General features: G+C 49.3%; 1 protein-coding gene. It reads left to right on the forward strand.

Going from position 1 to position 501, the window contains the following annotated elements; translation table 11 throughout:
- Positions 1-52: 52 nt before the first annotated feature.
- The gene (locus K5Q92_RS23975) at positions 53-490 is read left to right on the forward strand and encodes a hypothetical protein (RefSeq protein ID WP_220771274.1); all 438 of its coding nucleotides are present in this window, start codon (positions 53-55) and stop codon (positions 488-490) included.
- Positions 491-501 lie beyond the last annotated feature (11 nt).

Below are 501 nucleotides of genomic sequence, written 5' to 3' on the forward strand. Positions count from 1 at the left end.
CCGTCTCGAGTGAGCACAGGAGGGGAAGAGAGGCGGAAGACCGAAGGCTGAGATGAGACAGGAAAGGAAACCAAGAGGGGACGCGGGGCAGCGAGCTGGGCGAGCGGACAGGAAGAAGGGAAAAGGGAAGGAGAGGAGAGGAGAAAGGAAAAAAAAAAAAAGCAGTAGAACAGAAAGAGGGAGAGAAGAAGGAGAGGAAAGAAGAGGAAAGGGAGAAAAAGAGAAAGGAAAGAGGGGAAAGGAAGGAAAAAAGAGGAGGGGGAGAGAAAAAGGGGGGGAAGAGGGAGAAAAGGGAAAAAGGGAAAAGAGAGGAGAAAAAGAAAGGAGAGAGAGAAAGAAAGGAGAGAGAAAAAGGAGGGGAGGAAAAAGAGAGGGGGGAAGGAAGAGAGGGGAGGGAAGAAAGGGAAGGAAAAAAAGAAAGGAAGAGAAGAAAAAAAGAAAGAGGGAAGAGAGGGAGGAAAGGGAGGAACGGAGAGGTAGGTATTGGTAATAAGCCCGTTC

Source organism: Shewanella sp. MBTL60-007, assembly GCF_019654915.1.
Lineage (GTDB): Bacteria > Pseudomonadota > Gammaproteobacteria > Enterobacterales > Shewanellaceae > Shewanella.

Excerpts from the sequence above, each read along its gene's own strand:
- K5Q92_RS23975 (WP_220771274.1), top strand. The coding sequence starts at position 53 with ATGAGACAGGAAAGGAAACCAAGAGGGGACGCGGGGCAGCGAGCTGGG.